Annotated in this window: 19 protein-coding genes and 4 pseudogenes; 16 read left to right on the forward strand and 7 right to left on the reverse strand. The window is 26.4% G+C overall.

Annotated elements, in window-relative coordinates:
- The first annotated feature begins 203 nt into the window (after window positions 1-203).
- The 6 genes from BFL38_RS07035 (at window position 204) to BFL38_RS07060 (ending at window position 6,613) form a co-directional block, all read left to right on the forward strand.
- Complete coding sequence (locus BFL38_RS07035) at window positions 204-2,138, forward strand: methyl-accepting chemotaxis protein (RefSeq protein WP_069726385.1); 1,935 nt, start codon at window positions 204-206, stop codon at window positions 2,136-2,138.
- Window positions 2,139-2,149: 11 nt separating this feature from the next.
- The gene (locus tag BFL38_RS07040) at window positions 2,150-4,102 is read left to right on the forward strand and encodes a methyl-accepting chemotaxis protein (protein ID WP_069726386.1); all 1,953 of its coding nucleotides are present in this window, start codon (window positions 2,150-2,152) and stop codon (window positions 4,100-4,102) included.
- Window positions 4,102-4,569 carry a CvpA family protein gene (locus BFL38_RS07045; RefSeq protein WP_069726387.1) on the forward strand — a complete coding sequence of 156 codons (468 nt, stop codon included), beginning with the start codon at window positions 4,102-4,104 and terminating at the stop codon, window positions 4,567-4,569. The genes BFL38_RS07040 and BFL38_RS07045 overlap by 1 nt, the downstream gene beginning before the upstream one ends.
- Window positions 4,570-4,691: 122 nt before the next feature.
- Window positions 4,692-5,264 (forward strand): sulfurtransferase-like selenium metabolism protein YedF, encoded by a 573-nt coding sequence (yedF, locus tag BFL38_RS07050; RefSeq protein WP_069726388.1) that lies wholly within the window; start codon window positions 4,692-4,694, stop codon window positions 5,262-5,264.
- 12 nt (window positions 5,265-5,276) lie between these two features.
- Window positions 5,277-6,392 carry an aminotransferase class V-fold PLP-dependent enzyme gene (locus tag BFL38_RS07055; RefSeq protein ID WP_069726389.1) on the forward strand — a complete coding sequence of 372 codons (1,116 nt, stop codon included), beginning with the start codon at window positions 5,277-5,279 and terminating at the stop codon, window positions 6,390-6,392.
- A gap of 2 nt (window positions 6,393-6,394) precedes the next feature.
- Window positions 6,395-6,613 (forward strand): putative Se/S carrier-like protein, encoded by a 219-nt coding sequence (locus tag BFL38_RS07060; protein WP_069726390.1) that lies wholly within the window; start codon window positions 6,395-6,397, stop codon window positions 6,611-6,613.
- A gap of 441 nt (window positions 6,614-7,054) precedes the next feature.
- Here the strand turns inward: BFL38_RS07060 and BFL38_RS07065 are convergent, their stop codons facing one another.
- Together BFL38_RS07065 and BFL38_RS07070 are read right to left on the reverse strand one after the other, a co-directional pair.
- Window positions 7,055-8,236, reverse strand: a complete 1,182-nt coding sequence (locus tag BFL38_RS07065; protein WP_069726391.1) for a cyclically-permuted mutarotase family protein — start codon at window positions 8,234-8,236, stop codon at window positions 7,055-7,057.
- 23 nt (window positions 8,237-8,259) lie between these two features.
- Entirely contained in the window at window positions 8,260-9,789 is a 1,530-nt protein-coding gene (locus BFL38_RS07070) for a sodium:solute symporter family protein (RefSeq protein WP_069726392.1), read from the reverse strand.
- Between the two features lie 224 nt (window positions 9,790-10,013).
- Between BFL38_RS07070 and BFL38_RS07075 the strand changes: the two genes are divergently transcribed.
- Window positions 10,014-10,724 carry a Crp/Fnr family transcriptional regulator gene (locus tag BFL38_RS07075; protein ID WP_083249396.1) on the forward strand — a complete coding sequence of 237 codons (711 nt, stop codon included), beginning with the start codon at window positions 10,014-10,016 and terminating at the stop codon, window positions 10,722-10,724.
- A gap of 9 nt (window positions 10,725-10,733) precedes the next feature.
- Here the strand turns inward: BFL38_RS07075 and BFL38_RS07080 are convergent, their stop codons facing one another.
- A complete protein-coding gene (locus BFL38_RS07080; RefSeq protein ID WP_008728106.1) occupies window positions 10,734-11,174 on the reverse strand; it encodes an RrF2 family transcriptional regulator in 441 nt (146 codons plus the stop codon).
- Window positions 11,175-11,341: 167 nt separating this feature from the next.
- Here BFL38_RS07080 and BFL38_RS07085 point away from each other — a divergent pair, with 167 nt between their 5' ends.
- The 8 genes and pseudogenes from BFL38_RS07085 to BFL38_RS07110 all read left to right on the forward strand — a co-directional run.
- On the forward strand, window positions 11,342-12,271 hold the full coding sequence (locus BFL38_RS07085) for an SMP-30/gluconolactonase/LRE family protein (protein WP_069726393.1): 930 nt from the start codon (window positions 11,342-11,344) through the stop codon (window positions 12,269-12,271).
- Between the two features lie 145 nt (window positions 12,272-12,416).
- Entirely contained in the window at window positions 12,417-13,334 is a 918-nt protein-coding gene (locus tag BFL38_RS07090) for an NHL repeat-containing protein (protein WP_069726394.1), read from the forward strand.
- A 1,008-nt stretch (window positions 13,335-14,342) separates the two neighbouring features.
- A complete protein-coding gene (locus tag BFL38_RS15155; protein ID WP_176720558.1) occupies window positions 14,343-14,510 on the forward strand; it encodes a hypothetical protein in 168 nt (55 codons plus the stop codon).
- A gap of 274 nt (window positions 14,511-14,784) precedes the next feature.
- A pseudogene (locus tag BFL38_RS15850) lies at window positions 14,785-14,886 on the forward strand (ATP-binding protein); the annotation flags it as partial.
- Window positions 14,887-15,132: 246 nt separating this feature from the next.
- Entirely contained in the window at window positions 15,133-15,735 is a 603-nt protein-coding gene (locus tag BFL38_RS07095; RefSeq protein WP_069726395.1) for a hypothetical protein, read from the forward strand.
- Between the two features lie 55 nt (window positions 15,736-15,790).
- Window positions 15,791-16,531, forward strand: a pseudogene (locus tag BFL38_RS07100) (cell surface protein); the annotation flags it as partial.
- Between the two features lie 168 nt (window positions 16,532-16,699).
- On the forward strand, window positions 16,700-17,785 hold the full coding sequence (locus tag BFL38_RS07105) for a variable surface family protein (protein ID WP_069726397.1): 1,086 nt from the start codon (window positions 16,700-16,702) through the stop codon (window positions 17,783-17,785).
- 871 nt (window positions 17,786-18,656) lie between these two features.
- A pseudogene (locus BFL38_RS07110) lies at window positions 18,657-19,508 on the forward strand (cell surface protein); the annotation flags it as partial.
- Here the strand turns inward: BFL38_RS07110 and BFL38_RS07115 are convergent.
- A complete protein-coding gene (locus BFL38_RS07115; RefSeq protein ID WP_069726398.1) occupies window positions 19,504-20,193 on the reverse strand; it encodes a hypothetical protein in 690 nt (229 codons plus the stop codon). The pseudogene BFL38_RS07110 and the gene BFL38_RS07115 sit on opposite strands and share 5 nt — an antisense overlap.
- Window positions 20,194-20,263: 70 nt before the next feature.
- Here BFL38_RS07115 and BFL38_RS07120 point away from each other — a divergent pair, with 70 nt between their 5' ends.
- Entirely contained in the window at window positions 20,264-20,527 is a 264-nt protein-coding gene (locus BFL38_RS07120) for a hypothetical protein (protein WP_069726399.1), read from the forward strand.
- A gap of 32 nt (window positions 20,528-20,559) precedes the next feature.
- On the opposite strand, the pseudogene BFL38_RS07125 reads toward BFL38_RS07120, so the two are convergent.
- From BFL38_RS07125 to BFL38_RS07135, 3 genes and pseudogenes are all read right to left on the reverse strand, one after another.
- Window positions 20,560-21,096 (reverse strand): annotated as a pseudogene (locus BFL38_RS07125) (cell surface protein); the annotation flags it as partial.
- A gap of 165 nt (window positions 21,097-21,261) precedes the next feature.
- The gene (locus tag BFL38_RS07130) at window positions 21,262-22,404 is read right to left on the reverse strand and encodes a variable surface family protein (RefSeq protein ID WP_069726400.1); all 1,143 of its coding nucleotides are present in this window, start codon (window positions 22,402-22,404) and stop codon (window positions 21,262-21,264) included.
- Window positions 22,405-22,448: 44 nt separating this feature from the next.
- Window positions 22,449-23,462 (reverse strand): coiled-coil domain-containing protein, encoded by a 1,014-nt coding sequence (locus BFL38_RS07135; RefSeq protein ID WP_069726401.1) that lies wholly within the window; start codon window positions 23,460-23,462, stop codon window positions 22,449-22,451.
- Window positions 23,463-23,507: the final 45 nt, after the last annotated feature.

Here is a 23,507-nt window from a genome sequence, read left to right on the forward strand (position 1 = left end):
TATAATATATATTTATTTCAAAATAGATTAGATAATTATTCAAATTAAAAAATTAATATAAGAAAGTAAATACTTGATAAAATAATTCCGAACATATAAACGGTATTTTGTTTTTTCGTTAATTTTATTTTTTATACTTTTAATATATTAAAATTAACTTATAATAGTATTTATAATATCATTTGATTGATTACAGGGGATTTATGGATTACAATTTTTCTCTCATAACATTAGAATTAGGAATTCCTGTTATAGCAACTATAATATCAATAGTTGGTATAATATTATATGCTTATATATATTTTCAGCTCTATGAAGAAACACAGGCTATCGTATTGCTTTTAGGTTTTCTATCTTTTTTATTTTCAGGATTGGAAGCATCAAATATAATAATTTCTTTATACAGCAAGAATAATTATTTAGCACTTAATATGTATAAATTTGAACAATTAGCTCTTTCGCTGACTATCATACCATGGATGATGTATATAAGAAGCAAATTAACTTTAAGCGAACATTTCCATTTTGTACTAGATAAATTATATATAGCTATTGTATTTATATTAATACTTTTATCTGCCATAGCACTATTATATCCTCAGCTTTTTATATCAACAACTCAGCCTATGAGTACCTTGAATGAAACTATGAAAAATAGTATAAAAAGCAGAGGCGAATTGGGAACAGTATATATACTTAGAGATTTCGTATTTACTATATATTCTTTTGTAATTATATGTTCATTTATATATGAAATGACTGTCAATAAAAAAATTAAAGAAAATGTTCTTTTATTAGTATTAATTGGATTAATATCTTTAGCATTTTTTGATGATTTTAATGGAATATCAATATATACTAAATATTCAAGTAATTTCTTAATTTTTAAAAATTCAACATTTACTAGAATTACTTTAGTTTATGCTATATTTAATATAATAATGATATATTCATCTGTAAGCAGATTTATTTCGGCTGTATACAAGAAAACAAATCAATCTTATGATTTAGAAGGTATAAAAGCTCAGGACTCTATAATAATTAATACTGCAATAAATACATCAGAAAAATTATCTGAATTAAAAGCCAATTTCTCTGAATCTGTTAATAACTTGGTGAGTAAAGTAGAAAATACCTACTCCACTATTAATAATTTGAAAAATGATATAAACAGAGTTATAGAATATACAAATGAATTCATAACTATAGAAAATTTCCAAATAAATGACGGAAATATTAATATAAAAAAAATAAATGAATTAATAGAAACATACCCAAATTTGCAGGCCTCTGTGGAATTGCAGAAAAAAACACTTGAAGAGTCTAATGTAAAACTACATGAATCTGTAGAAAAAATATATGCTTTACAAGCTCAAAGCAGAAATATAACAGCCATGTTTGAGGATTTACAAAAGAACTTAGAAGCAGAAAAAAATAATTTTATTAAGGAATTTGCTAAATCAGAAACCTTTAATCAATTAAATTTCCAAATAAATAAAATAATATCATTTATGACAAATATGTCAGATAAAACAAAAACTCTTGCCATAAACTCAAGTATACAAGCGTCAAAAGCAGGAGAATGGCATAATAATTTCAGTGTTGTATCTAAAGAAGTTAGTGAACTAGTAAATGAAACTTCTCAGGCTACAAATAGAATGCAAAATCTATTATTCGGAATAGAAGACATATTTAAAAAATATACATATTCCAGCAACAATATTAATAATAATATGTCTCAATTATCAGAAGAAATTTCCATACATTATGATAGAATAAATAAATTCAATACTAGTATGGAAAAACAAAATGATTATAATATGAATATCATAAAAAATACTGATAAAATGCATAATTCAATATCAAATATGACAAATATTATTATTAATGAAGAAAATGACTTCTTGAATATAAAAACCAGAATAGAAGAAATAAATGATTATGTAATTGATATATCAGATAAAGCATCTGCAGAAAATTCAGAAATAAAAAATATTATGAGAGATATGAATAAACTTTTGGCAACATCTGATGATTTGGAATCTATAACTAATAAACTTAATGAAGAGATGAAAAAGTTTTTAGAATATACAAATGACTTAGAAAGTAAAGTATCTGAATACTCTAAAGTTATGTAGAAGGAATAGTTATGAATATATTTTCAAGTTTAATATATGGATACAATATAACAGTAATACAATTATTAGCACCCATTATAGGTATTTCTCTAATGGCTATTTTTATGATGATGTATTTATTATTATCTATAAAAACAAAAAAAGGTATATATATTACTGTTTCAGTTACTTTACTATTTATATTAATATATAATATTATATCTCTTATTATAATATTTTTGGGTACTTATAAAACTAATCAAAATATAGCAGCAGCTCTGTATTTAGCCAATAATATAATAATACTATTGGCAATAATATTAATGCCTATAAACTCTAGAAGCTTTATATCAAAAAATAAAAATATTATAAATATAAATAATACTATATTTATAATTCTACTTGTATTATCTGTAGCATTAATAGTTTCAAGTATAATATATCCTAAAATCTTTTTTAAAACTACAATTAACTACTATGATACGCTAACTAATTCATATTATATAAAACCAGAAGGATTATTTTATGTATTTAAGAATTATATTATATTATCAGTATTTTTAATTATGTTTATATCAACTTTGGCGGATATGATAATTAATTATGATTATAAATCTAATATACTTATGATAATTTCTATAATTATAGCATTAACATTAATAATAAGATATTTATATTTAGAAAAAGTTACAAATAATATAGATTTTGATGGAATAGGATTTGCCATAGTAATATCATCATCATTCAGATCTATATCAATATTTTCATCTTTTGCTAAAAATGCTCTTGAGTCAATAAAAAAAGAAAGTATATTAAATAACAAATTACATTTAAATCTTAAAACATTAACCAATATAGATAAAATATCAGAAGAACTTAATATTATAGATAGGAATTTAATGGATACATCTATGTTTGTTTTTGAAATAGATAAAGAAGCAAAAGATGCATACAATATTATCAGTTCCAAAATAGATTCAATTTTAGAAGCTAATGATAAATTAATGGATGCTAAAAATAGCAAGAAAAATATCATAAAAGATGGGTTAAAATATACAAATACTATATTTACATTCTTTGATAAATATAAATCACAAATGCAAGATCATTTTAGAATATTAAATCAAACTATTTCTAATATGAAAGAATCTGATTTTTCAAATGAGCAAATAATTACATTGAAAAACGATCTAAGACTTATAAAAGAAAGTTTTAAAGAAACTTCAAATAAATTTTTAAATGCAATAATAGAATCAGCAAATCAGTTTAAAGATGTAAATAACATTACGGAATCTATATACAATACAATAGAATATATTAAAGATATCACAAATAAAACAAATCTTTTATCAATTAATGCCGGTATTCAGGCTTCTAAGGCCGGATTTTATGGTAAAAGTTTCTCTGTAGTTGCAAAGGAAATAGGTACTTTGTCATTTGAAATATCTAAGGGAACAGATGCAATAGAAAAAATGCTTACTGATATATTTGCCGGATTAGTTATGATAGAAAATTCTTCTTTCTATATAAAAGACAGATGCAAAATAATAACAAAAGAAATTAATAGAATATTAGATACTATAGATAAATTTATTGAAGAAATGGAAAATAATATAAATAATGATTCTAAAAAGCTAAGCCATTTTAAATCTTTAGAGCAGTATAATGATGTAATGTCAAATATATTAGTAAATCAAAATCTAATAGTATTGTCAATAAAAGAGAATATATCTGCTATGCTTGAAGTTCAAAATAATCTAAACTCAAAAATAGAATACCAAAATCAAGATATATATAAAATATTTAATAACTTCAATAATATAATAAAATCTAAAGATGATCTTAATGAAATAACTAAGAAAATAGGAAATTATTCTTCATTTTCTCATACCGATATAGAGGCATTATCAAATATTATTAGTACACATAAAAAGAAAAGCAGCTTTACATTTGCTCCTATAATAGCTTTACTTAAGAAATCATAATGTTTAGTAATATTGATATAATATTAATTGCAATATTAGTTTTTGCTTTAATATATGGATTGTATAAAGGATTAATATCAATTATTATCCCTGTTATAGCAATAATAATAACATTTATAATAGCACCATTAATATATAATCATCTGTCTAAATATTTTGATCATTCTTTTATCTTAAAAATAATATCTTTAATAGCTACCTACTCTATCACGAGGATAATACTTTCCAAAGTAGAGAAAAGTGTAAAAGATATATTAAAAATAATATATCTCTCTTGGGTAGACAGAATAATTGGTGCAGCTGTATTATTATTTATATCAAGTGCAATTATTTATTTTGTAGTCGGTATAATCATAACTTTATCTCCTGAAAATACTCAATTATTTTCAAAATCAATTATACTCAATTATATATTTGAATTATTCCATAATATATTTTCCGCATTTGAAAAAGATAATTATATATAACTTTATTGTATAATAACAATTTATTTTATTAAATCTTATTTTATACATATAATTGACAATAAATTTTTTTTAATATATCATATACCATATTATTACAAATTATTTATTAAGGAAGTGAAATTATGAAAACAGTAAATGCTAAAGGCGTACCTTGTCCAAAACCATTAATCTTAACAAAAACTGCAATAACAAATGCTGCTTTAAATGAAGAAATAGAAGTATTAATAGATGATGAAGTGGCATTTCACAATATTACAGACTTTTTAAAAAATAACGGCATAACATATACAAATGAGGGATTAAATTTTAAAATTATAAAAAATAAAGAGTTATCTTCTAATGATACTGATAAAGAAAAATCTTTAGGTCCTGTAATTGCTGTTGTGGATAAAAAAGGAATGGGACAAGGAAATGATGAATTAGGTGAGCTATTATTAAAGGCATTTTTAGGAGCATTAAAAGATGCTAATCCAAAACCAGAAGCATTATATTGTTATAATGGCGGAGTTTATTTAGGTGTTGAAGAGCCGTATAAAACTTTATTGCAAGAATTAAGAAATGCCGGAATAAAAATATTTTTCTGCGGTACTTGTGTTAAATTCTATGAATTAAATGATATAAAAGTTGAAGAACAAACTAATATGCTTGGTATTATAGAGGCTATGGCTAATGCTTCTGCTGTTATAAGGGCATAGAAAAATAGCATTATGAAAAATTATTATTTTGATAACTCTACTACTAGTTTTCCAAAACCGAAAGAAGTTGCTGAAGAAATGCATAATTTCTTAATAAATGTAGGCGGAACTTACGGCAGAGTTAATACTAAAAGAGGAAAAGAAACTACACAGAAAATAGAAGAATGCAGAGAATTATTAGCAGAAAATTTTTTGGGCGTAAAAAATGCCTCGAATATAGTATTTACACCCGGAGCTACTAGATCTATAAATGATATACTTACAGGACTTGATTTAAACAGCTGTAAAATATTAATATCCGCTTTAGAGCATAATGCTGTAGTTAGACCTATATACAAATTAAGTAAAAATAAAAATGTAGAGTACAAAATAATACCATCTTTAGAAGGCGGAATAATAGATCTTAATGCTATTACTGAAATAATAAAAAAAGAAAAAATATCATTGGTTATTATTAATATGGAAAGCAATATAAGCGGGGTTATACAGCCTATAAAAAAAATAAAAGAAACTATAGGAGATATACCATTGCTTGTAGATGCTACTCAAGCCGCAGGCATGCATGATATAAAAGCTGATGAATGGAATATAGACTTCATAGCTTTTACAGGACATAAAGGACTTCTTGGGCCCACAGGAACAGGAGGATTCTATGTTAAAAATCCAGAAAAATTAAATCCTGCATATTTCGGAGGCGGTTTTGGCGATGGTTATGAAACTCCTTATAGTATACCAGAAATATATGAAGCTGGAACTCCAAATACTGTTGGAATAATAGGACTTTTAGCGGCATTAAAAAATAGACCTAATTCGAACATAAATATAGATGATATAATTGATACGATAAAAAAAATAGAAACTATGAATAAATACAAAGTTATATGGTCTAAAAATAAAGATACGCAAGGATTTTTATTTTCTATAGCAGCCATTGACAATAATATAAATATGGCTAATTTTGCACATAAACTATACGAAGACTATAATATAGAATGCCGATATGGTTTTCATTGCTCATTTTTAGCCCATAACTTTTATAAAAATGATGAAGGTGCTTTGAGATTTTCTTTTTCACCGTATACTGCAAAAGAAGATTTAGAATATTTAATAAATGTATTAGGACAATAATTATGGTAAAAAGTTTTTGTTATTTACAAACCCCTAGAGATTTAATTAAGGCTGAAAAAATTTTATTGGATGCTGGAATAGAAGTTGTTGTTCGTCCAGCTCCTGAACCTGTATTCGGAGTATGCAATATGGCTATAGACATAGAAGATAAAGATAAATTATATATTGTATCATTACTAGAAGCTGCCGGATTAGTTGTAACCATTAAAGATATGGAATAATTTTTTAATATCACAAAAAAATAAATATATGAATTATAATCAAATTTATAGAAATATTTTTATAATCCCGCCCTATAGGCTTTCTATCGCTTATGTCATTTTTGTTTCATATTTATTTTAAAATTTTAATCTGTTATTTTCACGCCCACCCTAGTTTTAAAAAAATTATAGTGTTTTCACCGCACGATTAAGAATATTTGTATATATAAAAAAACAATAATTGATGTTTTTATTATATATAAGAATTCATTTACCGTGCGTTAAATAAAATAAAAATATAATAAAATGTTGAATGGGCATGCTTTAATGAATTAAGCAAAAAAACACAATGGGCGGGATTTAAAATATGTTTTATTATCAATAATAAAAAAAATAAGAGCTTACTTGTTTTAAGTAAGCCCTTATTTATGGAAAACTTTTAATAATAGATATTGTCTTTACTTAATTAGCTACAATTTCACCAATATACATTTTGTCTGTTCTTACACCTGGTTTAATTTCACCATTAATAGAATATATTATATTTCCTATTAATATTAAACCTTCGCCGCAAGGAGCATCAAAAGGAACTTCTCCTATTGTTTTCCAAGTATTAGAATCACAATTATAAATTAATATATTGCTATTCCAATTAAACTCATAAGGATCAGCTCCGAAATATCCGGCTCTGAAATTAGCTAATTCAGTACCTTGAAGATTACCTAACTTATAAACAGCATCATCATAAACAGCTTTATTAAATCCGCCTATAACAAGCATTTCACTTTCATTAAGTTTAACTGATACAGCACCAAGCAAAGATATTCCTTCACCATTAATGGATACATCAGCAACTTTTTCCCAAGTATTTTTTTCAAAATCATATTTATAACCATCAGTATATGCTGTTAAATCACCGCCGCTAAATACATATATATTGCCGTTTAATAACTGAGCAACAGCCTGTGTTCTGCTCTCTTCTCCAGGTACAGGAGCTAATTCTTTAGTTTCTTTAGTAGTTAAATCATATTCATAAACTTTGTTGCTTCCTTTACCTGCTTGTTTTCCTGTGATAACATATAATTTATTATCTTTATAAACAGCTACCCCATTTTGTAATGTGAAAGGTAAATCTCCTATCTTTTCAACATTTAGTTTATTATTTTTCAATGTTATAAATAATATATCATCATCAGCTTCAGGATTTGAAGATCCCCCTATATAGTATATGCCGTCTGCAGTAGTTACAGAAGCACCATATCCTAATTCATTTTCCCAATTAATATGCTCCACAACTTCTAATACACCATTTTTATCTTCAAGCATATAAATATCGGAATAAGTTTTTTTAGCTCCGCCATTAAGTACAGATTCTTCAGGGAAGTTAGCTCCGCCGCCTACAACTATATATTTATCGGCTAAAGAACCATATAAAAGTCCTGCTGTACCAATATTTCTTTCCATCCCTGTCTGAGCAGGCAAATGTCCGCCAACTTCCCAAAAGATTTTTTTATCTGTTTCAGGATCTAATATTCTCTCGGCTGTATTACTATTGAATGAAAATCCAAATTGTATAGAACCATGCTTTGAACAGCTTATGACTAATGATAAAATTAATAATAATACTAAATAAAATTTTTTCATGATTTTTCCTTACAAAATTATATTTATTTATTTTTCATAGTTGTAGAATAAGTCAATCCTTTTATTTTTTCTGCAGATGGTTTTCCAAAAACAAAAGAAGCTAAGAAAGAACCTATTACACCAACACCTATAATTATAAATGAAAGCATAAACTCAAAGATTTTAGGTTTAGCATAACCCGGTATAAATTTAGTAAGCATTCCTGCAGGATCGCTTATATAAAATGCTACTATAACAGAAAGTATAAATCCTACCCATACAGCTTTAGTTTCAATTTTATCAAAGAATATACCTACCAAGAATACAGCAGCTATAGGACCGCCTAAAAGACCTGTTATCGCTTGGAAGTAAAGGAACATATCACCCTGACCATTATATATGAAGTAAATAGCAAGCAATGTACTGAATATACCTACAATCCAGCTTGATAATCTAGCAAATTTTAATTTAGAAGCATCTTCCATACCCGGTTTTAAAAACTCTAATATATCAGCAGTCATACAAGTAGAAACAGAGTTAAGACTAGATGATACTGTAGACTGAGCAGCAGCAAATATAGCAGCTATTACAAGTCCTGATATACCAACAGGCAAAGCATTTACTACAAAATAAGGAAGTATGGCATTTCCATTAACACTTTCAGGCAAAGGAGTTTTGAAATGGAAATAGATATACAAAGCAGAACCCATACCTATAAATATTACTATACTAGTACAAAGCAAAGGAATATTCATATACAAACTTTTTTTTGCTTCATGTTCATTTTTATTTGTAGAGTATCTTTGAACTATATCTTGGCTTCCTATATAAGAATATATAGAATTAACAAAACCGCCTACTATCATAACCCATATACTAGATTTAGCTAAATCTAATGAGAAGAAATCAGGACTTATGATTTTACCGTCATCAGCTAAAAGCTGAAAACCTTGACCTATTCCTTCAGGTGCAGAAGCGAAACCTACAATAATGATAAGGAAAGCTCCCAAAAGAAGTACAACTGTTTGTATAGCATCAGACCATAATACGGCTTCTATGCCTCCCATAGATGTATAAGCAACACAGAATATGGATACTATAATTGTTATTAAAACAGGATTAAGAGCAGGCAATACTTGCTGTATAGCCAAAGTAGGAAGGTAAATTACTATAGCCATTCTTACCACATGGAAAAGTATAAATGTTAAACTTCCAACTAATCTGAAAGAACTATTAAATCTTTTTCCTAAATACTCATAAGCAGTTGTAACATTAACTCTTCTAAAGAATGGTACAAATGTAGGAGCTACCCACAATACTATTAAAATAATACCTAAAGGAGCCATACCCAATAGCCAACTGTTATTATAAACAGAAGCCGGCATAGCAATAAATGAAATAGATGATAAAGCTGTAGCGTAAATACTCATAGCCGTTACCAAAGCAGGGACCCTTCCTCCCGCTTTAAAATAATCATCTGTAGATTTTGTTCTTTTTGCAAAAAACATACCAATTAGAAACATTACGACAAAGTATAGCCCAATGACTACCCAGTCAAACCAATGCCAAGCCATATTAAGTTCTCCTATAAATAATATTGTTCACGTGAACAACTATAGTATAGTCAAATAAATTTGCGTTGTCAATAAAATATAAGAATAAATTAAATTTTATAATAAAAAATAGATTTATAAAAACTTGGATAAAATCACTTATTTATTACTTAAAGATGCGGAAATCAAAATAATAATATAAAAAATAATAATTATAAATGAAGTTATTGATTTTTTATTAAAAAATGTTAGAATTAACTAACAGCAAACCTAATATTTTAATAAATATGATGAATGAATATATAGACATTTTAATTAAATCAGAAGTATTTAAAAATATAAGTAAAGATGAAATCATTAATATTTTAGATGATTTTAAAACAGAAAAGAAATCTTTTAAAAAGTCAAATATAATAATAGATGCTGGAGATATAGTAGAAAATATTTATATTATATTAAAAGGAAAAGTTGAAATTTCAAAAGAATATGATGATACTAGAAAAAATATTGTAAATATACTAAATCAAGGAGATATATTTGCAGAAGCATTCGCTTTTTCCACAAACAAAGTATCATCTATACAGGCTCTTGCATTAGAAAATACAGAAATAATAAAAATAAATATAGAAAATATATTTAAAGCAAATGATAACAATATCAAAAATATGTTTCTGCATAATTTATTAAGAGTTATATCTGATAAAAATAAATTCCTAGCATTCAAAAATGATATTCTTAGTCAGAAAAGTCTAAGGAGCAAAATAATAATATACATTAAATATATGGCTAATATTCAAAAATCCAAAAATATAATAATACCATTTAATAGAGATAAATTAGCAGAGTTTATATCCGCAGACAGAAGTGCATTATCAAGAGAATTAAACAGATTATCAAAAGAAAATATTATAAAACTAGACGGTAATAGAATAAGTATAATAAATATAAAAAATTAATATTGAAAACTATTTATTCATAAAATCCAAATGCTTTTTTCTTTTTCTGACTTCATCAGCTATTTGTTTAATAGTTATTTTAGACATAGATTTTTCAAAATCAAGTCTTACATTATTAAACTCTTCGCCTAAAACATCAAACATAGCACATCCTACAGGGCATACATGATTAGGTTCATGAAAATTAAAAAGCCCCCTCTCTTCCTCAGTAAATACAGCTTCATATATAGAAAGAAGTGTTATATCTTTTTCATCTTTTATAAGTCTGCTGCCCTTTTTATTAGTTTCAACTATTCCGGCAGCCTGAAGCTTCAATAAAATCTTTCTTATTATAGAAGGATTAGTCCTTACACTTTTAGCTAACAAATGTGATGTAGTGCCTTCATTTTCAAAAAACGCTATACACAAAACGATATGTGATGCAACTGATAACTTAGTATTAATTTTCATAGTATTATAAATATAATCAAAAAATTATAATAGTCAACAAATATATTTAAACAATATAAAACAATTGTAATCATTTTGGTAACAATATTTTTATTTTTTCTTATTGATATATTTATAAAAATAATATAAAGTCCTAATAACAATTTTTACGATAAGGAGAAATTCAAATGAATAAATTTTTCACTTCAATAGTTTTATCAGCTTTTTTATTTGCTGTATCATGTTCAAATAATGCTGACAAAACAACATCATCTAATAATGAGCCGACTAAAAAAGAGGCTGTAACTATTAATATTGATGGATTAGCTACACCTGAAAGTGTTAAATTAAGAAACGGAAAATTATATATTGCTAATTTAGGAGATCCTAATGCTCCTGCAGACGGATTTATAATCGTTGCTAATGAAGACGGTTCTAATCCTCAAAAACTTTTTGAAGGACAATTAGACAGCCCTAAAGGTTTTTCTTTCTTAACTGATGATATTATTATTATTCCTGATCAAGTAAATGACAGTTCTTTAACAGGAAATCTAGTATTAGCTAATATCAAAGAAAATAAAATAATTACTAAACTTCCTATAGAAGGTTCTAAATTCTTAAATGACACAGTAGTAATAGATCCTACAACTGTAGCTCTAACTGATACAGGTGCTTCAACTGTTTATTTTGTTAAAGTAGATAATAATTCATCTTTATCTATAACTTCATCTGTAACAGGCGTAGTTGGTGCTAATGGAATATTCTTAGATAATGGAGTATTATATATAGCTGGAAGTACATTTGGAGGAGATCCTAATGGAGGAGATATTTATACTTTAAATATAGACGGAACAGGATTAACTAAATGGACAGCTTCAGTATTAGGTGCTGGTGCTTTAGATGGTATTGCTATAGCTAATGGCAAACTATATGTTTCTGATTGGGGTGTAGATGGTGCTAATAACAATGCATGCATATATGTATTTGATTTAAATACTAAAGAGCAGTTAGAAAAAATTGAAGGTTCTTTAAGCGGCGTTGCTGATATAGATTTAGTTAATAATGTTATTTATATTCCTGAACTTTCTACTAGCTTAATTAAAAAAGTACAATTATAATTTATAATTTTGTCATAGTAGCTCCAAGCATCTTTAAATATTAAGTTATTTAAAGATGCTTTTTTTATAATTAATTTAAATTTTCATATTGATATATTAAAAAAATATAATATAAATTATAAAAAATATTAAGGAGTTTTTTATTATGAGTAAGATTATATTTATTTTAATTTCTAGTATATTATTTATTTTAAGCTGTTCTAATAATAATTCAAAAAATACTAATAATGAAACTATAACAAAAGAAATAAATATAATAAATATTGAAGGAACCTCTTCTCCTGAAAGCATAAGATTAAAAAATGGAAAACTATACATTGCTAATATAGGAAATTCAGATGTAGAAAAAGACGGTTTTTTTCTATGCGTCAATGAAGACGGATCTAACCCTATAAAACTTTTTGAAGGTGAGTTAGATGCCCCTAGAGGTTTTTATTTTATCACTGATGATGTTATAGCTATTGCAGATCAAGATGCAGATAATGGCTTATCTGGAAATGTCGTTTTGGCTAATGTTAAAGATAATTCTATCATTACAAAATTAACTATAGATGAGGCTAAATTATTAAACGATATAGCAGCAATAGATGATAAAACTATAGCGGTTACTGATACAGGTAATAATAAAGTATATTTTGTAAATATAAAGAATAATTCCTCTTTATCACTTTCAAATTCTGTAGATAATGTTTATGGTGCTAATGGCATAGCTTTTGATAATGGAAAATTATATGTTGCCACAAGCGGATTTATGGGAGCAGAAAATACAGGTTATGTCTACTCTTTTAATGCTGACGGCAGCGGTTTAGAAAAATGGAGTGATAATATAGTAGGAAGCGGCGGATTGGACGGAATAGCTGTTTATAATAATAAATTATATGTCTCTGATTGGGGAGAAAATGGTACTAATGCATGCATATATGTATTTGATTTAAATACAAAAGAACAATTAGAAAAAATTGAAGGAAACTTGAAAGGTGCTGCTGATATAGATGTAAATGAAAATAATACTATATATATACCAGAATTAGTTACAGGATTAATAAAAAAGGTACAATTATAAATTTTTCATATAAAAAATCCTCCTATGAAAATAAATCAAAGGAGGAAAATCACAATGAAAAATTTTTTTTAATTAAGTTTTTTATTTTTTATTTAGCTAATTTCAATTTTTATAAGAATACTTGCATTAGGTATTTCATATATTAAAAATATAATAAAATACTAGAATAATTCAAGAATTTTTTATAAAATAATTTAAAAAAAATCATCGAATTTTATATATATGCTATTACTATTAAATTAAATAATTTTTTATTACATACTTTTTAACCTAATTGAAATAATAGACTTATTTTAAAACTAAATAAATACTTATGCTGTTTTATATTTTAGTATTTTTACAATTGTTAATAAGTATATTTAAACTCATTTAATATATAGTAAGTTCTGATAATTTTACACGAATAAGAACATACTAAATAGATATACAGTTAAATGAATTCGTATTTATTATAGTGTTATTAAGTTTTTTAAAAAGTATATTTTTAAGCTTTTTTATGTCATATTAGTAAAAGCTGAAAAGATACTAGTAATTAGATTAAAAAATTTATTTTAATCCCCACCCCATAAGTTTAACATTTAAACCTGTAATAAAAATTCTATTAATACTTGATATTTTATTCCAAAAAGTAAACCCGCCCAAGTTCTTTTTAAATTTATGAACTTAACAGCACGCGGTAAATAAACTTAAGTTTATAGTAGGAATTATAAACTATGACTAGCTATCTTCTTATAACTAGTTTAACGCGTGTATATAAAGGACTAAATTATAAAAAATAAAATGATGCCTGCAAAAACATAAATATTAATTTAGTTTTTTAATTAATATAGTTCCATTAAAAATATTTAACTTTATATTTATTAATTTGGTTTTATATATTGTATTTAGTAAATTGTATAGTACAAACTAAATAAATATTTATTGAATAATAAATAAAAAAATATTGATTTTTTTATTTATTATTTATAAAATATATTTAGACTTATTCATTAAAAGGAGGAAACTATAATGAAAAAGTTTATAAGTTTTTTATTTTTATTCATTTTATTATTTTCATCAATATCTTATGCCCATATTCATGTAGTACATGAAAAACCACCTTGGTGGCCTTCTTATTCTCAGGAAGAAGAAAATCAAACTGTTCAATTATGGAAAGAATGGGGTATAATGAAATAAAAATATTAATTGATGAATAATAAAACATATAAAGGGTTATTGCAGTTTATACTGCAGTAACTCTTTTTTATGCCATTAATTTCAAAACTTACTAATTATAGCTAAATAATTATAATAAAAAAATCATTAATAATGTTTACAGCTTTTTAATAAATTAACATAATATTTATTATATAAACTAAAGTAATAATGAGTGCTTATATCAATATGTTCACAGTTAATTACTTAAAGCAAATTATAATTATGAAATATTAGAATTAGTTAAAGAAAATAAGGAAACTTAAAAGGTGCTGCTGATATAGATTTAGTTAATGGTTTTATTTATATTCCTGAACTTTCCACAGGCTTAATTAAAAAAGTACAGTTAGCCAATTAATAAATTATATGGACTTACAAAATATAAAAGATGTAAAAAAATATATATGACAGCATATAAGTATTTTATAATATATGAATAAAAATTACTAATTTTTTTTAAATTAAAACAAATTTCTACTTTTACATTTATTTTTTTACAGCAATATTATCATTTGGTTTTATAATATATATTGACTTTTTATTTATTTATAATAATAATAATATATATTATAAATATAATTATTCCTTATTAAGGAGAAAAAGAATGAAAAAATTTATAATTTTCTTGTTTCTATTTGTTTTGTTATTCTCATTGTTCTGTTATGCTCAAACTGATTTTACTAATAATAATGATTCTGTAAGAAATCTTTATGGTAAAGGTTGGGATAAGTTTGTAGATAGTCTTCCTCTTGATAATTATTCAAAAAATAAGTTAAAAGGAATATCAAGTTATACTGGAGAGGAAGAGATACTATTTAATAACATAGAAAAAAGCCCTATTAATGATGGTGTTGTATTATTCGGCAATTTCTTATTTAATCATCAGGAATTATTTAATTCTGAAGAAAAAGCAGAAATACTATTTAATAATGTAGCAAAAAGACCAGAATTATTTGTAGTACTTGGTGAAAATCCAGAATTATTTGATGTTATGAATAAAAATCCTGAGCTATTTGCATCTATATTTCTTGATGAACAAAAATTAGAAAACTTTGCTCGTAAACGTAAACCTTTTGAAGGCTGGGTAGAAAAAGAATGGCGTCATGGAGAAGGAAGAGTTCCTGTAAATACATTGTTTAATTCTACTTCTCAAAGAGAAGAAAATTACACTGTTCAATTATGGAAAGAATGGGGTATAATGAAATAAAAATATTAATTGATGAATAATAAAACATATAAAGGGTTATTTTCAAGAACTAAGTGCTTCTCAAAATCCTTTCAAAGATTATTTAGGAATAAGCACAGATGTTCAAATAAGATATTACACAGGCATAGATGCTTTCAATGCTATAAGAGTATATTTCAAATACGGACAAGCTTCATATAAAGATAAAATTATTGGTACTGATGTAGATTCTGATTATATGGCTCAGTCAGTTGGTTTTGAAACTAGATTCTATTTCTTAAATACTCCTCTTGGAAATGTAACTATCAACCCTTATTTGAAAGTTGCTTTCAATACTTCTTTAAAAGGATATGCAGAAAATAATCAAGTTAGAGCCGGCGGTCTTGGAAATGGTTTAAGCTTCCATGAAAGTTCTAGCGATAATTCTTATAAAACAGAATGGGAAAAAAGCCCTTATGATGTAACAGTTGCTGCTGTATTAGGAATCACTGCTAACAGCGATATAGTTTCTCTTTATGTTGAGCCTTCTTTAGGTTATCAAGCTACTTACGGCGGAAAATCTAAAACTATAAATGGTACTGTAACTACTCCAGGTACTGATCCTAAAGTATCACATAACTTATATTGGGGTGCTTATGCAGAACTTTATATAACACCTGTTCAGGATCTTGAATGGTACTTCGAGATGGATGTTAATAACGGCGGAACAAAACAAGGTTATACAGAACCAACAAGTGGTACTTTCATAGGAAGCGGTATTCCTGTATACTTTGAAACTACTACAGGTATCACTTGGTATTTACCAGAATTTAATTAATTAGAAATTAACTATAAAAAATAAGGGGGGACTTTAAGTCTCCTTTTTTATTTATTTTTTATCAATTTTATAGTAAATTGAATGAAATCAAAATTATATATTTACATTTAGTAAATATTACTATATAATGTAATTAAAATTTTTTAATATTTACGGAGAAAAATAAAGATGAAAAAATTTTTATTAACAGTTATGGCTATATTGACCATAGCAAGTGCATCATCATTCGCCATGTATGGAGATCGTGATGATTGGATTGATTTTCTTACAGATGGAAATCAGTTCAGAGCCAGAATGGATCAATTAGGATTTGTTTTAGGAAACAATACTATTAAAGGTACTTTAGGAGTTAGATCCCAAGCTTTAAAAACTTCATGGGGAAGTATAATGTCAGGAGAAACTGATAATGTAGGACTTAATGCAACAATTTCTGCTGGTATAGGTTATACTTCTGAGCCTTTCAGTATAGGTCTTGGTTATAATTTTACTTATTATAACAGCACTTTAGGGGCACATACTCCTGTACTTACTATTAATGCTTTGAATAATAATTTGAGAATAGCCATTCCTATACAAGTTGGTGTATCAAAAAATCCATTTGGAAAAGGTAATGAAAACCAATATAAAGATTATTTAGGTATAAGTACAGATACACAAATAAGATATTACACAGGCATAGATGTTTTCAATGCTATAAGAATATATTTCAAATACGGACAGTCTGGATATAAAAATGCTGCAAACAATTCTGATATGTTTCTTCAGTCAGTTGGATTTGAAGCAAGATTTTATTTCTTAAATACTGTGATTGGAAATGCAACTATTAATCCTTATGTTAAAATAGCATATAACACTGCTTTAATTGGCAGCAATACAATGGTTAGAGCAGTAGAACCTATTGCAGACAGTGTTTATGTACAAAAAAATACTAAATGGGATAAAAACCCTTATAATGTAACTGCTGCTGCGGTATTAGGTATTACTGCTAACAGCGATATAGTATCTCTTTATGTAGAGCCTTCTTTAGGATATAGAGCTGAATATGCCGGAAAAGCACAAAATGCAGCTGATCAAAAAGTAAAGCATGGATTAGCTTGGGGAGCTTATGCAGAGCTTTATATAACACCTGTTGAGGATCTTGAATGGTACTTCGAGATGGATGTTAATAACAGCGGAACAAAACAAGCTTCTAGGATTCCTGTATACTTTGAAGCTACTACAGGTATCACTTGGTATTTACCAGAATTTAATTAATTAGAAATTAATTAGAGAAAATAAAGGGGGGATTAAAACCCTCCTTTTTTATTAGCATTTATAATTTTTTTCAATAAACTTATAAAAAACTCTTACCTTTAGGCTCATTTCGTTAAAAATGTTTGTTTAATAGGGTGGGAGGGCGGGCTAATTTAAACTATAAAAAAATTTTTAGTTTTACTTTTATAGTAGGCTTTATTTCTGCATACTTTAAACTACTGAGGGCATCACTTTATATTTAATGTAATTTGAATAAATAAAAGACTCAATTTTTTAATCTAATAATTTTCATACTTAATATTGTAAAATATTTTTAAACAGCTCTAAATTAATTATTAAAAAATTAGTAGGCTTGATTAAATAAATCAGTCTTATTTTTATTAAAAAATTATAAAAAAAATTCAATCAACTATTTACATAATGAAATAATTAACTGTTTTTTATATATTTTAATTATTATTTTCAAAAAAATAATAAATTTATGATTATTACTGTTGACTTTTTTATATAAATTTATTAGAATGAAATTGTTGGTATGATATAGACATTAGAAAAAAAGATTGCTTATAATGTTTATAACCAATGTTTGGAACGATAAAGATCCTCTAAATCCTTATTATTCCCAACTCAACACACTAGTAAAAGCAGCATAATTTTTTTGTTAGTTAGCTGTTTTTACGGAGAATAAAGATCCTCTAAATCTTATTATTCTCACTGATTTTTTATAGTCCGTTAGAATTAAGCTTAAAGGTTCTAACGCATTCGGAAACAATAAAGATCCTCTAAATCTTTGTTGTTTCCTAAATTATTTTTGGAGTTACTGCTCATAAAGAGTATTAACTATATATAAAAAAATTTAGGAGAAAAAACAATGAAAAAAGTTTTATTAACAGCTATAGCTCTATTGACTATTGCAAGTGCATCTGTTTTCGGTATGTATGGCAGAGGTGATTCATGGATTGACTTTTTAGTACATGGCAACCAATTCAGAGCTAGAATGGACCAAATAGGATTCGTTTTAGGTAATAATACTATTAAAGGTACTTTTGGTTTTAGAGCTAATTCTATGAACTTAAATAATTGGGGCAATATACTTAGCGGTAATACCGGAGATGTTAAATTAGATTCAACTATTTCTGCTGGTATAGGCTACACTTCTGATGCTTTTGGTATAGGTGTTGGTTATAACTATACTTTGGCAAATGATATTAATGGTGGATATATAGGCGTACATACTCCTGTACTTATGTTTAATGCTTTAAATAACAATTTAAGAATATCTATACCTATACAAGTAGCTGTAAAAGATTATGATTCTGGTAATAATAAAACAACATATACAGGCGTAGCTTTCAATAATATACAGTTAAGATACTATACAGGCATAGATGCTTTCAATGCTATAAGATTATACTTCTACTATAGAAATGCTACAGTTAAAGATAATAATAATAATGGTGGTAGTACAGAAGCTTTTGGTTTCCAAACAAGATTCTACTTCTTAAATACTCAAATAGGAAATGTAACAGTTAATCCTTATTTGAAAGTTGCATTTGATACTGCTTTAAAAGGCGGACTAGCTCAATCTGGTGTCTACACATATACAGCTGAGCATGTTGGTAATCCAATTCATTTTGTAGGAAATGATATGAAACAATCAGATATATATGAGAAAAATCCTTATAAAGTATCAGTTGCTGCTGTATTGGGTATAACTGCTAACTATCTACTTTATCCAAATAGCCTTCTATCATAGATTTATCTTCTTCTGTCAAATCTTCTTCATTATTGATTATCTCTTCTTCTGCTTCTTCATGAGATTCTTCGATATCTTCTTCTACTTTTTCTTCCTGAGGTTCCGATATATCTTCTTTCAATTCTTCTTCTTGAGATTCTGAAGTTATTTCTTCTGTATTTGTTTCCTCTGATGATTCTTCTTTTAATTCTTCTGATAATTCAGAAGTTGGTTCCGCTTCCAATTCTTCTTTTGATTCAATATTATCTGAAGAATTAGATAAATAATTTTGATATAATTCTTTTTCTTCTTCCGTTAAATCTTCTGATGAACTATCTACTTTATCCAAATAGCCTTCTATCATAGATTTATCTTCTTCTGTCAAATCTTCTTCATTATTGATTATCTCTTCTTCTGATTCTTCATGAGACTCTTCAATATCTTCTTCTACTTTTTCTTCTTTAGGTTCCGATATATCTTCTTTCAATTCTTCTTCTTGAGATTCTGGAGTTATTTCTTCTGTGTTTGTTTCTTCAGCTGATTTTTCTTGCAATTCTTCTTTCGATTCAATATTATCTGAAGAATTGGATAAATAACTTTGATATAATTCTTTTTCTTCTTCCGTTAAATCTTCTGATGAACTATCTACTTTATCCAAATAGCCTTCTATCATAGACGATATACCTGATTTAAACGATGAAATTGAAAATAAGAATAATGAAGAAGAAAACAAAGATAATGATATGCCGGAAATGAAAGAGTATTCTGATGATGAGCTTTTAGATTCTGACAATATACTAAATGATGATGAAGATAATAATATCAATGATACTGTAGAAAATTTGGACGATATACCTGATTTGAAAGATGAAATTGAAAATAAGAATAATGAAGAAGAAAATAAAGATAATGATATGCCGGAAATGAAAGAGTATTCTGATGATGAGCTTTTAGATTCTGACAATATACTAGATGATGATGAAGATAATAATATCAATGAACTGTAGAAGATTTAGATGATGTACCTAATTTAGATGATGTACTTGAWGAAGACAATGATAATAAAGCTTATAGCATTGAAAGCATCTATGCCTGTGTAATATCTTATTTGAACATCTGTGCTTATTCCTAAATAATCTTTGAAAGGATTTTGAGAAGCAGCTATTTGTAAAGGAACAGCTATTCTTAAATTGTTATTTAAAGCATTAACCATAAGTACAGGAGTATGAACACCTAATTTATCACTTACATGAGTATAGTTGTAGCCTAAACCTATACCAAAAGGCTCAGAAGTGTAGCCTATACCAGCAGAAATAGTTGTTGTCAAATCTACATTACCTGTATCACCTGTTGTAAGTATGTTACCCAATGCAGTTGTTGCAGCCTGAGATCTAAAACCGAAAGTACCTTTAATAGTATTGTTTCCTAAAACAAATCCTAATTGATCCATTCTAGCTCTAAACTGATTTCCATCTGTAAGAAAATCAATCCAGTCGTCCTGGTCTCCATACATAGCTAATGCTGATGCACTTGCAATAGTCAATAGAGTTATAGCTGTTAATAAAATTTTTTTCATCTTATTTTCTCCATAAATATTAAATGTTTTTTATTCATTACATTACATTATATAGTAATATTTTTTAAATGTAAATATATAATTTTGATTTCACTCAATTTACCATAAAAAATAAATAAAAAAGGAGGCTTAAAGCCCCCTTTATTTTTTCTAGTTAATTTCCAATTAATTAAGAGCAGGTAAATACCAAGTTATACCTGTAGTAGTTTCAAAGTATACAGAAACACCGCTTCCTATTTTTTCACCTGTTACTGTACTAGTATAACTTTGTTTTGTTCCGCTGTTATTAACATCCATCTCGAAGTACCATTCAAGATCTTGAGTAGGTCTGATATAAAGCTCTGTGTAAGCTCCCCAGTATAATTTATGACCTACAGTATGATAATCATCAATACCTTTAATTTTTCCGGTTCCATTAACTGTATAACCTAAAGAAGGCTCAACATAAAGAGAAACTATATCGCTGTTAGCAGTGATTCCTAATACAGCAGCAACTGTTACCCTATAAGGAATTTGCTCCCATCCTCCAAACTTATACCAACCTTGAAGAAAATCTCCTGCTCTTATTTCAAGATAATTACCAACTAAAGAAGTATCAAATGCAACTTTCAAATAAGGATTAACTGTTACATTTCCAACAGGAGTATTTAAGAAATAGAATCTAGTTTCAAAACCAAGTGACTGAGCAATATATTCATAATCTGGTCCATTAAGAGTATCTCTTTGTTTATATCCATTTTGTCCATATCTAAAGTATACTCTTATAGCATTGAAAGCATCTATGCCTGTGTAATATCTTATTTGAACATCTGTGCTTATTCCTAAATAATCTTTTTTTCTAAGAGGAGATGGAGTGCCTCCAATCATATTATTATCAGCATTATCAGAAACAGCAACTTGTACAGGTACAGCTATTCTTAAATTGTTATTTAAAGCGTTAATCATAAGCACAGGAGTATGAATACCTAATCTGTCATGTACATGAGTATAGTTATAGCCCAAACCTATACCGAAAGATTCAGAAGTGTAGCCTATACCAGCAGAAATAGTAGTTGTTAAATCTACATTACCTGCAGCACCTGTTGTAAGTATGTTTCCTAATGAAGTTGTTAAAGCTTGAGATCTAAAACCGAAAGTACCTTTAATAGTACCGTTACCCAAAACGAATCCTAATTGATCCATTCTAGCTCTGAATTGGTTGCCATGTACTAAGAAGTCAATCCAAGAATCTCTGTCGCCGTACATACCAAACACTGATGCACTTGCTATGATTAATAGAGCCATAGCGGTTAATAGAACCTTTTTCATTTTTTCTCCATAAATATTAAATGTTTTTTATTCATTACATTACATTATATAGTAATATTTTTTAAATGTAAATATATAATTTTGATTTCACTCAATTTACCATAAAAAATAAATAAAAAAGGAGGCTTAAAGCCCCCTTCTTCTCTGACTTCCTCAAATCTAGTGTTTAGGCTGTCTATTTCTTTTTTATTATCTTCTGTTTTTGCTCCTAATTGATTTATTAATTCATCATATTTGGAATTATTTTCATTAACTGAAGCATAAACTGTATTAGAAATATTTTCTTTTATACTATTTTCCAAATCTTTATAATTCTTTCTTAAATCTGATATCTCTTTAAAATTCTTGAGATTCTGCTCCAGCATTATGCTATTATAATTGGCATTATTTTTTTCTATTTTTTCATCTATCTTTTCATCTACACTATTAGATAATTCTTCTTTGAAATTATTTAAATTATCTTTTATATTATTTAAATCTTTTTTCTCTTCCTCTAAGAATTTAGTTTGCTCTTCTTTAGATTCTTCTAATTTTGTATTTAAGCTCTCTACCTCTTTTCTATTTTTAAATGAATTGTCTGACAATTTATTATTAATATCATTTATTAAATCATCATATTTTAAACTATTTATACTTAATGTATTATCTATTTTTTCTACAAAATCTTTTAAATCTGAATGATCTTTCTTTAAGCTGTCAATATCATTATAATTTTTTAAATTCTGATCCAAAATTAATGTGCTAAATTGATTTTCTGCTGTAGAAAGTTTTTCATCATATAGAGATTTATATCTATCTACTTTTTCATTAATATCTTTAATATCAATTAATAAATTTTCATAATTTTTATTTAAATTTTCTTTTTCTTTATCTAAAAATTTAGTTTGCTCTTCTTTAGATTCATTTATTTTATTATTTAAACTTTCTATTTCTCTTTTATATTCTTCTGAATGAGTATCTAATTTATCATTGATATTATTAATATTATCTATTACTTCATCATATTTTGTATTACTCTCATTGATAGAGTTTTCTAAATCTTTCTGATTCTTTCTCAAGTTAGAAATATCTTTAAAATTTTTGAGATTCTGTTCCAGCATTAT

It is taken from the genome of Brachyspira hampsonii, assembly GCF_001746205.1.
GTDB lineage: Bacteria > Spirochaetota > Brachyspiria > Brachyspirales > Brachyspiraceae > Brachyspira > Brachyspira hampsonii_B.

What these genes read in the sequence shown, in the direction of transcription:
- BFL38_RS07035 (WP_069726385.1), top strand. Translation starts at nt 204, where the DNA reads ATGGATTACAATTTTTCTCTCATAACATTAGAATTAGGAATTCCTGTT.
- BFL38_RS07040 (WP_069726386.1), top strand. Translation starts at nt 2,150, where the DNA reads ATGAATATATTTTCAAGTTTAATATATGGATACAATATAACAGTAATA.
- BFL38_RS07045 (WP_069726387.1), top strand. Translation starts at nt 4,102, where the DNA reads ATGTTTAGTAATATTGATATAATATTAATTGCAATATTAGTTTTTGCT.
- yedF (WP_069726388.1), top strand. Translation starts at nt 4,692, where the DNA reads ATGAAAACAGTAAATGCTAAAGGCGTACCTTGTCCAAAACCATTAATC.
- BFL38_RS07055 (WP_069726389.1), top strand. Translation starts at nt 5,277, where the DNA reads ATGAAAAATTATTATTTTGATAACTCTACTACTAGTTTTCCAAAACCG.
- BFL38_RS07060 (WP_069726390.1), top strand. Translation starts at nt 6,395, where the DNA reads ATGGTAAAAAGTTTTTGTTATTTACAAACCCCTAGAGATTTAATTAAG.
- BFL38_RS07065 (WP_069726391.1), bottom strand. Translation starts at nt 8,236, where the DNA reads ATGAAAAAATTTTATTTAGTATTATTATTAATTTTATCATTAGTCATA.
- BFL38_RS07070 (WP_069726392.1), bottom strand. Translation starts at nt 9,789, where the DNA reads ATGGCTTGGCATTGGTTTGACTGGGTAGTCATTGGGCTATACTTTGTC.
- BFL38_RS07075 (WP_083249396.1), top strand. Translation starts at nt 10,014, where the DNA reads ATGTTAGAATTAACTAACAGCAAACCTAATATTTTAATAAATATGATG.
- BFL38_RS07080 (WP_008728106.1), bottom strand. Translation starts at nt 11,174, where the DNA reads ATGAAAATTAATACTAAGTTATCAGTTGCATCACATATCGTTTTGTGT.
- BFL38_RS07085 (WP_069726393.1), top strand. Translation starts at nt 11,342, where the DNA reads ATGAATAAATTTTTCACTTCAATAGTTTTATCAGCTTTTTTATTTGCT.
- BFL38_RS07090 (WP_069726394.1), top strand. Translation starts at nt 12,417, where the DNA reads ATGAGTAAGATTATATTTATTTTAATTTCTAGTATATTATTTATTTTA.
- BFL38_RS15155 (WP_176720558.1), top strand. Translation starts at nt 14,343, where the DNA reads ATGAAAAAGTTTATAAGTTTTTTATTTTTATTCATTTTATTATTTTCA.
- BFL38_RS07095 (WP_069726395.1), top strand. Translation starts at nt 15,133, where the DNA reads ATGAAAAAATTTATAATTTTCTTGTTTCTATTTGTTTTGTTATTCTCA.
- BFL38_RS07105 (WP_069726397.1), top strand. Translation starts at nt 16,700, where the DNA reads ATGAAAAAATTTTTATTAACAGTTATGGCTATATTGACCATAGCAAGT.
- BFL38_RS07115 (WP_069726398.1), bottom strand. Translation starts at nt 20,193, where the DNA reads ATGATAGAAGGCTATTTGGATAAAGTAGATAGTTCATCAGAAGATTTA.
- BFL38_RS07120 (WP_069726399.1), top strand. Translation starts at nt 20,264, where the DNA reads ATGCCGGAAATGAAAGAGTATTCTGATGATGAGCTTTTAGATTCTGAC.
- BFL38_RS07130 (WP_069726400.1), bottom strand. Translation starts at nt 22,404, where the DNA reads ATGAAAAAGGTTCTATTAACCGCTATGGCTCTATTAATCATAGCAAGT.